At 69.7% G+C, this 10,427-nt stretch carries 8 protein-coding genes and 1 pseudogene; 5 read left to right on the top strand and 4 right to left on the bottom strand.

Translation table 11 applies throughout. The features are described 5' to 3' along the window. Positions 1 to 282 precede the first annotated feature (282 nt). Complete coding sequence (locus tag FV222_RS09195) at positions 283 to 1,914, bottom strand: alpha-D-glucose phosphate-specific phosphoglucomutase (protein WP_147762270.1); 1,632 nt, start codon at positions 1,912 to 1,914, stop codon at positions 283 to 285. A gap of 60 nt (positions 1,915 to 1,974) precedes the next feature. Next, positions 1,975 to 2,589, bottom strand: a complete 615-nt coding sequence (locus tag FV222_RS09200; RefSeq protein ID WP_147762269.1) for a TetR-like C-terminal domain-containing protein — start codon at positions 2,587 to 2,589, stop codon at positions 1,975 to 1,977. Positions 2,590 to 2,812: 223 nt separating this feature from the next. On the opposite strand from FV222_RS09200, the gene FV222_RS09205 reads away from it, so the two are divergent. After that, positions 2,813 to 6,232, top strand: a complete 3,420-nt coding sequence (locus FV222_RS09205) for an acyl-[ACP]--phospholipid O-acyltransferase (protein ID WP_147762268.1) — start codon at positions 2,813 to 2,815, stop codon at positions 6,230 to 6,232. A 159-nt stretch (positions 6,233 to 6,391) separates the two neighbouring features. Further along, positions 6,392 to 8,557, top strand: coding sequence for a methylmalonyl-CoA mutase (gene scpA / locus FV222_RS09210; protein WP_147762267.1), 2,166 nt, complete (start codon positions 6,392 to 6,394; stop codon positions 8,555 to 8,557). Positions 8,558 to 8,559: 2 nt separating this feature from the next. Here the strand turns inward: scpA and FV222_RS09215 are convergent, their stop codons facing one another. Further along, positions 8,560 to 8,763 (bottom strand): hypothetical protein, encoded by a 204-nt coding sequence (locus FV222_RS09215; RefSeq protein ID WP_147753348.1) that lies wholly within the window; start codon positions 8,761 to 8,763, stop codon positions 8,560 to 8,562. 95 nt (positions 8,764 to 8,858) lie between these two features. Continuing rightward, the gene (locus tag FV222_RS29470) at positions 8,859 to 8,996 is read right to left on the bottom strand and encodes a hypothetical protein (RefSeq protein WP_187273601.1); all 138 of its coding nucleotides are present in this window, start codon (positions 8,994 to 8,996) and stop codon (positions 8,859 to 8,861) included. Between the two features lie 304 nt (positions 8,997 to 9,300). On the opposite strand from FV222_RS29470, the gene FV222_RS09220 reads away from it, so the two are divergent. The 3 genes and pseudogenes from FV222_RS09220 to FV222_RS31985 all read left to right on the top strand — a co-directional run. Further along, complete coding sequence (locus tag FV222_RS09220) at positions 9,301 to 9,915, top strand: hypothetical protein (RefSeq protein ID WP_147813958.1); 615 nt, start codon at positions 9,301 to 9,303, stop codon at positions 9,913 to 9,915. After that, complete coding sequence (locus FV222_RS09225) at positions 9,902 to 10,276, top strand: transcriptional regulator (protein WP_147762265.1); 375 nt, start codon at positions 9,902 to 9,904, stop codon at positions 10,274 to 10,276. Before FV222_RS09220 ends, FV222_RS09225 begins: the two co-directional genes overlap by 14 nt. A gap of 63 nt (positions 10,277 to 10,339) precedes the next feature. Then, positions 10,340 to 10,427 (top strand): annotated as a pseudogene (locus FV222_RS31985) (isoprenyl transferase); the annotation flags it as partial.

The following is a 10,427-nucleotide window of genomic DNA, read 5'->3' on the forward strand; positions in this document are numbered from 1 at the left end:
AGCCGGCGGCGAGCGCACCAAGGGCGGCGCTGCCGAGCATGAGGTGGCGGCGCGTGAGCGAAGTCTTGTCCATCGGGCACTTTTCGATCGCGGGGCGGGAACGGCCCGCGCGTCGAAGGACCCGGCGACGCCGCCCGCCAAGCGGTCGGCCTACCGTGTCCGCGGCAAGGAGGAGCCTCCTTGCACCGTGCCGCGCAGGCATGCGCCGGGGAGAGGCACACAATATGCCAAGCGGCGGTTCCGCGCCTTACGACCAGTAGTTTGCGCCGTCGGGCTGTCCCCTCAGGTCACCACGCTCGGCTCGGCCCGGCCGGTGAGCGCCGCGATCTCGGCGAGTTCGCCGGCGACGGCCACCAGGGGGGCCAGCATCTCCGCCACCGGACGCTCGAGCCGGTCCGGCGCGGCCTCGTAGCGCTCGATGTAGACGCGCAGCGTCGCGCCCGCCGTGCCGGTACCGGACAGGCGGTAGACGATGCGGGCATCCTCCGCGAAGGTCACGCGGACGCCCTGGTGCTCGCTCACCGAGCCGTCCACCGGGTCGACGTAGCGGAAGTCGTCCGCCGCCGAGACCGTGAAGTCGCCGATCCGCCGTCCCGGAAGGGCGGCGAGCTTTTCGCGCAGGCCGTCCATCAGGCGGTTGGCGGCGTCGGAGGCGATCTCCTCGTAATCGTGGCGGGTGTAGTAGTCGCGCCCGAAGCGCGCCCAGTGCTCGCGCACGATGGCGTCGGCACGCTTGCCCGTCACCGCCAGGATGTTGAGCCAGAGCAGCACCGCCCAGAGCCCGTCCTTCTCGCGGACGTGGTTCGAGCCCGTGCCGGCGCTCTCCTCGCCGCAGAGGGTGATCAGGCCGGCATCGAGCAGGGTGCCGAAGAACTTCCAACCGGTCGGCGTCTCGTAGGCGCCGATCCCCAGCGCCGCGGCGACCCGGTCGGCGGCGCGGCTGGTCGGCATCGAGCGGGCGATGCCGGCAAGGCCCGCGGCGTAGCCCGGCGCCGAGGTCGCGTGCGCGGAAAGGATCGCGAGGCTGTCGCTCGGGGTGACGAACAGGCCCGGCGCGACGATCATGTTGCGGTCGCCGTCGCCGTCCGAGGCGGCGCCGAAATCCGGCGCGTCTGCCCCGAGCATCAGGTCGTAGAGGTCGTGGGCGTGGACCGGGTTCGGGTCCGGGTGGTGCCCGCCGAAATCCTCCTTCGGCTCGCCGTTGACCACCGTGCCGGGGGCCGCGCCGAGCATGCCTTCGAGGATCGCATGGGCGTAGGGGCCGGTCACCGCGCTCATGGCGTCGAAGCGCATGCGGAAGCCGGAGGCGAACAGGCCGCGGATCGCCTCGAAGTCGATCAGCGCGGCCATCAGCGCGGCGTAGTCGGCGACCGGGTCGATCACCTCCACGACCATGTCGCCGATCCGCGTCGTCCCGACTTGGTCGAGGTCGAGGTCGGGCACGTCGGCGATGCGGTATTCCGTCAGGGTCTTCGTGGCCTCGAAGATCGCCTCGGTGACGCCCTCGGGCGCCGGGCCGCCGTTGGCGGTGTTGAACTTGATGCCGAAATCGCCGTCCGGGCCGCCGGGATTGTGGCTCGCCGAGAGGATGATGCCGCCGATCGCCCCGTGCTTACGGATCACGCAGGAGGCGGCCGGCGTCGAGAGCAGGCCACCCCGGCCGACGAGCACCCGCCCGAACCCGTTGGCGGCGGCGATCTTCAGGGTGGTCTGCACCACAGCGCGGTTGAAGAAGCGGCCGTCGCCGCCGAGGACCAGGGTCGCGCCCTCGCGGCCGGAGACGGACTGGACGATCGCCTGGACGAAAGTCTCGACGTAATGGGCTTGCCGGAAGTGCGTGACCTTCTTGCGCAACCCCGACGTGCCGGGTTTCTGATCGGAGAACGGCGTCGTCGGCACGCGTTTCAGGACCATGGTTCGCTCGATCTCTCAGGGACTTTCCGCCCAACAACCCGGTTTCGCGGGAGCGGTCAATCAGGCGTCCGGTGAGAGGAAGCGGGCCACGAGCATCCGGGCGAGGTCGATGGGCGCCGCGTCCGTCAGCGCCCCGAGCTTGCCCGAGGTAGAGAGCGAGGCGAGCCCGTGGAGCGAGGCCCACAGGGCGGCGACCGCCCGGGCGCGCTCGTCGGCGTCGGGAAGCAGCGGCTTCAGCGTCGCATCTACGAGATCGGTGGCGCCCGCCAGCGCCTCCCAGTACCAGTCCGGCACCGCGGCGCCGCGCGCGGGCGCATGGTCGGAGACGAGGCTCCAGACCGCCGGGTCCGCGGCGACGAAGCCGAGGTAGGCCTCGGCCAGGGCCGCCGCGTTCGCCCGCGGCGACGCCTCGGGATCGATGGCGGCTTCGAGGGCGGCCTTCAGACGGCCGAAGGTGCGGGCGTTCACCCGAAGCAGCACCGCGTCGAGGTCGCCCACCGCGTTGTAGATCGAGTTCGGCGCGTAGCCGATGGCGGTCGCGAGCGGCCGCATCCCAAGGGCGCGCACGCCCTGGTCCCGGACGATGCCCTCGGCGGCCGCGCAGACCAGCGCGACGAAGCCGGCCCGGTCGAGGTCGCCGCGCGGGCCTGCGGCGCGCTTCTTAACGGTCTTCACGCTATGGCCCCGGCTGCATCTCGTGCGGTCGCGCACGGGATCGAGCGATAGATTGCACGGCGTGCAAGAACAAGCTTGCGCGCAGCCGCAGACTGCATAGTTTGCACGTTGTTCAAATTCCGGTGGCGGGGCGCGGCGGACTTCGGTCCTCGGCCAGCGCAGGACCGGGATTTGACGCGACCGCACGGGTTGAGCCAGTCATGGCCCAGCCGGGGAGACCGCCATGTTCCGTTCGCTGATGACCGCCCGGCGTTTCGCGCCGCTGTTTTGGTGCCAATTCTTCTCGGCGTTCAACGACAACTTCCTCAAGAACGCGCTCGCCTTCCTGATCCTGTTCAAGGTCATCCAGGCGGGCGAGTCCGACGCCGGCATCCTGGTGACGTTGGCCAGCGCCGTGTTCATCGGCCCGTTCTTCATCCTGTCGGGCTTGGGCGGAGAGCTCGCCGACCGCTACGACAAGGCGGTCATCGCCAAGCGCCTGAAGTTCGCGGAGATCTTCGCCGCCGGCACCGCCGTGCTCGGCTTCTTCCTCGCCTCGGTGCCGATCCTGTTCGTGGCGCTCGGGCTGTTCGGGACCATCGCGGCGCTGTTCGGGCCGATCAAGTACGGCATCCTCCCCGATCATCTGAAGCGTGAGGAGCTGCCGGCCGGCAACGCGCTCGTCGAGGCCGCGACCTTCCTCGCGATCCTGCTCGGCACGATCGCGGCGGGCTTCGCCAGCGCCATGGGCGGCTCGCACCTCGTCTTCGGTGGCCTGATCATGGCCTTCGCCGTGCTGTGCTGGCTCGCCGCCCGCGCCATCCCGGCGACCGGCGAGGGCGCCCCCGACCTGCACGTCGACCGCAACGTCGCGCGCTCGACCGTGGCGTTGCTGCGCGACCTGTGGGGCGACCGCCGCCTGTGGCGCGGCTCGGTGATCGTCAGCTGGTTCTGGCTCGTCGGCGTCGTCGTGCTGTCGCTGCTGCCGCTGCTGGTCCGCCACGACTTCAACGGCTCCGAGACGGTGGTGACGCTGCTGCTCGCCGTGTTCTCGGTCGGCATCGCGCTCGGTTCCGGCGTCGCCTCGTGGCTGTGCAGCGGGCGGATCGTGCTGTTGCCGACCCCCGTCGGCGCGGTGCTGATGGGCCTGTTCGGCCTCGACCTCGCCTGGACGGTGGCCCACCACGCGCCGGAGACCGGCGCGATGGTCGGCGCCGCCGACTTCCTGCGCACCGGCTCGGGCCTGCGGGTCGCGGTCGATTTCCTCGGGCTGGCCATGGCCGGCGGCCTCTACATCGTGCCGTCGTTCGCCGCGGTGCAGGCCTGGACCGACAAGGACAAGCGCGCCCGCATCATCGGCGCCGTCAACGTGATGACGGCGGCCTTCATGGTCGGCGGCACGCTGGCGCTGGCCGCCCTCCAGGGCGCCGGGTTCTCCAGCGCGACGCTGCTGGCGCTCGTGGCCGTGCTCAACCTCGTCGTCGCCGTGATCGTCCTCGCCACCCTGGAGACGAGCCCGTTCCGCGACTTCCTCTCGATCCTGTTCCGGGCGTTCTACCGGCTCGAGGTCCGCGGCCTCGACAACGTCGAGAAGGCCGGCGCGAACTGCATCGTCGCCCTCAACCACGTCTCGTTCCTCGACGCGCCGCTCGCCCTGTCGCTGCTCGCCCAGGAGCCGGTCTTCGCCGTCGACCATGGCATCGCGCAGCGCTGGTGGGTGAAGCCGTTCCTGCGGGTCACCAAGGCGATGCCGCTCGACCCGACGCGCCCGCTCGCCACCCGCCAGCTGATCAACGCGGTGAAGGGCGGCGAGACGCTGATCATCTTCCCCGAGGGGCGTCTCACCGTCACCGGCAGCCTGATGAAGGTCTACGACGGCGCGGGGCTGATCGCCGACAAGTCCGGAGCGATGGTCGTCCCCGTCCGCATCGAGGGCTTGGAGCGGACCGTGTTCTCGCGGCTGTCACGCGACCAGGTTAGACGGCGCTGGTGGCCCAAGGTCGTCGTCACGGTGATGCCGCCGGTGAAGCTCGACATCGACGCAAGCCTCAAAGGCAAGGCTCGGCGGCAGGCTGCGGGCGCGGGGCTCTACGGCATCATGTCCGAACTCGTGTTCGACACCACCGACATCGACCGCAGCGTGATGACGGCGCTGATCGCGGCCGGCGAGCGCTTCGGATGGCGCCGGACGGCTTTGGAGGACCCGGTCTCGGGCAAGATGACCTATTCGCGTCTGGTGATGGGTGCCAACATCCTCGCCCGCAAGCTGATGCCGATGGTGGCGGAGGGCCGTGCGATCGGGCTGATGCTTCCGAACGCCAACGGCGCCGCGGTGACGTTCTTCGCGCTGGCCTCGGCCGGCCGGGTGCCGGCGATGATCAACTTCTCCGCCGGCGCCGCCAACATCCTGTCGGCGTGCAAGGCGGCGGAGGTGACGAAGATCCTCACCTCCCGCGCCTTCATCGAGAAGGGCCGCCTCGGCCCGCTCGTCGAGGCGATCAAGGACAAAGTGGAGCTGGTCTACCTGGAGGACGTGCGCGCCACCGTTACGGCGGGCGACAAGATCCGCGGCCTTCTCGCGGCCCGAAAGCCGCTCGTCGCGCGCACCGGCGAGGATGCGGCCGCGATCCTGTTCACCTCGGGCTCGGAGGGGACGCCGAAGGGCGTGATGGTGGCCAACCGGGGCATGCTCGCGAACGTCGCCCAGGTCGCCGCCCGGATCGATTTCGGACCGTCCGACAAGGTGTTCAACGTGTTGCCGATCTTCCACGCCTTCGGGCTGACCTCGGCCCTGGTGCTGCCACTGGTCTCGGGCGTGCCGGTCTACCTCTACCCGTCGCCGCTGCACTACCGGATCGTGCCGGAGCTGGTCTACGGCTCGAACGCGACGGTCCTGTTCGGCACCGACACCTTCCTCACCGGCTACGCCAAGGTGGCGCACGCCTACGACCTGCGTTCGCTGCGCTACGTCGTGGCCGGCGCCGAGCCGGTGAAGGATACGACCCGCCGCACCTACGCGGAAAAGTTCGGCCTGCGCATCCTCGAAGGCTACGGCGTCACCGAATGCGGCCCGGTGGTCGCGGTCAACACGCCGATGTTCAACCGCTTCGGCACCGTCGGCCGGCTGGTGCCGGGCATGGAGCACCGCCTCGACCCGGTCCCCGGCATCGACGAGGGCGGCCGCCTCGTGGTGCGCGGCCGCAACATCATGCTCGGGTATCTCCACGCCGAGAACCCCGGCGTGCTGGAGGCCCCAGTGGACGGCTGGCACGACACCGGCGACATCGTCGCGATCGACGCGCAGGGCTTCGTCGCGATCAAGGGCCGCGCCAAGCGCTTCGCGAAGATCGCCGGCGAGATGATCTCGCTCGCCGGCATCGAGGCCACCGCCGCCGACCTCTGGCCCGACAGCCCGAGCGCGGTGGCCGCGGTGCCCGACGCGCGCAAGGGCGAGCGGCTGGTGTTGTTCACGCAAGCCAAGGACGGGACCCGGGCCGCCTACCAAGCCTTCGCCAAGGGCCGCGGCGCCCCCGACCTCGCGATCCCGGCGGAGGTGGTGGTGATCGACGCGATCCCGATGCTCGGCACCGGCAAGGTCGATCAGGTGGCGGTGACCAAGCTCGCGCGGGATCGCGCGGCCGGGCAGGAGGCGACCGCGGCTTGATCACCTGAGAGCCACCGCTTCTTCCTTCCCCCTCTGTGGGGGAGGGAAGAAGCGCCCCAGACTCATATGGCTGAACCATAGCAACGAAGAGGGCTGTCGCCTCCGATCGCGTCTCGCCTATAATGGCGAAAAGCCCGGCCCCGATCGAGAAGACCGCCCATGACCTCCCGCATCCCGAACTTCGCCGAGATCGCCTGGGGCGCGGACGCCGTCGCCGTGCCGCCGCCGCCGTCGGGGGAGCCTTGGATGACCCCCGAGGGCATCCCGGTGAAGACCCATTACGGGCCGGAAGACCGGGCGGGGCTCGAGTTCGTCGACACCTATCCCGGTGTCGCGCCCTATCTGCGCGGGCCGTATCCGACGATGTACGTCACCCAGCCCTGGACGATCCGTCAGTATGCGGGGTTCTCTACGGCCGAGGATTCGAACGCGTTCTACCGGCGCAACCTCGCCGCCGGGCAGAAGGGCCTGTCGGTTGCCTTCGACCTCGCGACCCATCGCGGCTACGATTCCGACCACCCGCGGGTGTCTGGCGACGTCGGCATGGCGGGCGTCGCGATCGATTCGATCTACGACATGCGCACGCTGTTCTCCGGCATCCCGCTCGACGAGATGACCGTGTCGATGACGATGAACGGCGCGGTGCTGCCGATCCTCGCGCTCTACATCGTCGCCGCGGAAGAGCAGGGCGTGCCGCCGGAGAAGCTCGCCGGTACGATCCAGAACGACATCCTCAAGGAGTTCATGGTCCGCAACACCTACATCTATCCCCCGAAGGGATCGATGCGGATCATCTCGGACATCTTCGCCTACACCTCGAAGAACATGCCGAAATTCAACTCGATCTCGATCTCCGGCTACCACATGCAGGAAGCCGGCGCGACCAACGACCTCGAGCTCGCCTACACGCTGGCCGACGGCGTCGAGTACATCAAGGCGGGTCTGGCCGCCGGCCTGACGATCGACCAGTTCGCCCCGCGGCTGTCGTTCTTCTGGGCGATCTCGACGAACTACTTCATGGAGATCGCCAAGATGCGGGCCGCGCGCCTGATCTGGGCCAAGCTCGTCAAGGAGTTCGAGCCCAAGAGCGAGAAGTCGCTGCCGCTGCGCACCCACTCGCAGACCTCGGGCTGGTCGCTGACCGCGCAGGACGTGTTCAACAACGTCACCCGCACCTGCATCGAGGCGATGGCGGCGACGCAGGGCGGCACGCAATCGCTCCACACCAACGCGCTCGACGAGGCGCTGGCGCTGCCGACCGACTTCTCGGCCCGCATCGCCCGCAACACCCAGCTGTTCCTCCAGCAGGAGACCGGCACCACGCGCATCGTCGATCCGTGGGGCGGCTCGTACTACGTCGAGAAGCTCACCGCCGACATCGTCGCGCGCGCCTGGGAGCACCTGCGCGAGGTCGAGGAGCTCGGCGGCATGGCCAAGGCGATCGAGGCCGGCATCCCGAAGCTCAGGATCGAGGAGGCGGCGGCGCGGGCCCAGGCGCGGATCGATTCCGGCCGCCAGACCATCGTCGGCATCAACAAGTTCAAGCCCGACGACGAGATGAAGATCGAGCTGATGCGCGTCGATAACGGCAACGTGCGCACGCTGCAGATCGACAAGCTCAAGCGCCTGCGCTCCGAGCGGAACCAGGCCGACGTCGACGCGCGGCTCGCGGCCCTCACCAAGGCGGCGGAAGGGGAGGGTAACCTGCTCGAGCTCGCCGTCGAGGCGGCGCGCGCCAAGGCGACGGTGGGCGAGATCTCCGATGCGCTGGAGAAGGCCTGGGGCCGGCACCGCGCCGAGATCCGGTCGATCTCGGGCGTGTACAAGCGGGAGGTGGGTGGCATGTCGCCAGCGGTCGAGCAGGTGCGTGGGCTGGTCGAGGCCTTCGAGGAGAACGACGGGCGCCGCCCGCGTATCCTCGTCGCCAAGATGGGTCAGGACGGGCACGACCGCGGCCAGAAGGTGATCGCTTCGGCCTTCGCCGACCTCGGCTTCGACGTGGATATCGGGCCGCTCTTCGCCACGCCGGCCGAGGCCGCGCGGCAGGCGGTGGAGAACGACGTGCACATCGTCGGCGTGTCGTCGCTCGCCGCCGGCCACCTGACGCTGGTGCCGGAGCTGAAGGCGGCGCTCACCGAGCAGGGCCGCGGCGACGTGATGATCGTGATCGGCGGCGTGATCCCGCCCGGCGACTACGACGCGCTCTACGCGGCCGGCGCCTCGGCGATCTTCCCGCCGGGCACGGTGATCGCGGAAGCCGCGGTCAAGCTGATCGAGGAGCTGAACGGCCGGCTCGGCTACGTCGCGCAACAGGCCGCCGAGTAAGGCTACTCCGACGGCGTCCGCGTCGGCAGGGCCGGCGCGGCCGGGGTGATCGAGCCGGTGGCCTCGGGGCCGCCGGCGCGGAACAGGGCCTGGGCGGATTGCTCGGCCCGCTCACGGTCGAGTTTTTGCGCGGCCAGCAGCGCGCAGACCACGAGCAGGGCTACCCCGAATACCGCCTTGGCCGTCGTCCAGATGCGATCGAGCATGCCCCGTGGTGGCATGCCGTCGGTTAGCGGGATGACAACGCCGGCACCTTTTCCACCGGCGCTTTCCCGCCAGCGGGTCTTGGGCCTGCGCCGCGCTACTTCGTCTTCTTGCCGGCGGTCTTGATCGCGGCGCTGACCATGTCCTTGGTCGAGGGCGCCGCAGCAATCGTCTTGGAAACCGCCTTCTTCGGCTTTTTCGTCTCGCGGTTTCCGCGCTTGTTCTCGGTCGCCATCACGTTCTCCCGTTTGCGTTCGCGGTGATGATGGCACGGTTTTGGGTGTGCGCGCCGACAAAAGACTTTTTGCGCGCTTTCGTGATGCACACGGATACATCGGGACGGTCGGAAATTCGCTGGCGAAGCACGTCGGTAGAGGGATGGAACGATCCGCAAAGTGATGCGCCCCGGCAATGCGGACCCGCGTCGGAGCACAGCCACCCGGCAGCGTATTAAACCGCAGGTTGCAACAAATCGCTTGCCGGATTCGCAGGCTCGGGTTACTTTGCATTGCAAAGCATGATCCGGTCCGGAGAGCTTCATGCACGACCTCGACAAGGCCCTGGCGGACATCGTCGCGATCCGCTCGCAGATCGCGCGGGACACCGCGTTTCGCGGCCTCGGCTCGGCGGCCCTGGCCGCCACCGGGGTGCTGGCGCTCGCCACCGCCTGCGGGCAGGCGCTCTGGCTCGGCGATCCGAGCGCGCGGCCGCTGCTGTTCTTCGGCCTGTGGATCGCAACGGCCTGCGCCGCGGGTGGGCTGATCGGCATCGAGACCGTGCGGCGCTCGCGCCGGCTGCATTCGGGCCTGGCCGACGCCATGGTCTGGAACGCGATCGAAGGGTTCCTGCCGGCTGCGGGCGCGGGCGCCTGCCTCGCCGTGGTGATCACCCGCTTCGCGCCGGATGAGATCTGGATGCTGCCCGGCCTGTGGCAGGTTCTGGTCGGGCTCGGCCTGTTCGCCTCGGCGCGGATCCTGCCCCGCGCCGTCCAGGGGGCCGGCGCGTGGTATCTCCTAGCCGGCCTGACGGTGCTGGCGATCGCCAGCGAAACACGGGCGCTCTCGCCCTGGCTGATGGGGCTGCCCTTCGCGGTCGGGCAGGGCTGGCTCGCCCTCGTCATGTCGAACGCGGGAGGCGGCGATGGCGACCTCTGACCGGGCCGACGGCCGCTTCTCCTACGAAGGGCTCGATCGGGTGATCCACGAGAAGGCGCGGCTGAGCGTGCTGACCTCGTTGGTCGGCCACCCGAAGGGCCTTCCGTTCCCCGACCTTAAGCGCCTGTGCGGGCTCACCGACGGCAACCTCAGCCGGCACCTCGCGGTGCTGCAGGAGGCCGACTTGGTCAGCCTGGAGAAGGGCCACGCTCACAACCGGCCGCAGACCCTGTGCCGGCTGACCCCGGCGGGGCGGACGCGCTTCCTCGATTATCTCGCCGTGCTGGAACAGGTGGTACGCGACGCGGCCAAGGCCGCCCGCGCGCCGGATTCCGGCCGGCTCGATGCCAACCCAGCCTGACCGCCGAACGCCCCTTTTGCGCCTCCGCCTGCCACGCCGCTTCCCGTCCGGAGCCTTCACACGATGCAAAGCCCATCCGACCCCAGGCCGGGCCTCCACGCGGCGATCATCATGGACGGCAACGGCCGCTGGGCGACCCGTCGCGGGCTGC

The organism is Methylobacterium sp. WL103, from assembly GCF_008039885.1.
GTDB classification, from domain to species: Bacteria; Pseudomonadota; Alphaproteobacteria; order Rhizobiales; family Beijerinckiaceae; genus Methylobacterium; species Methylobacterium cerastii.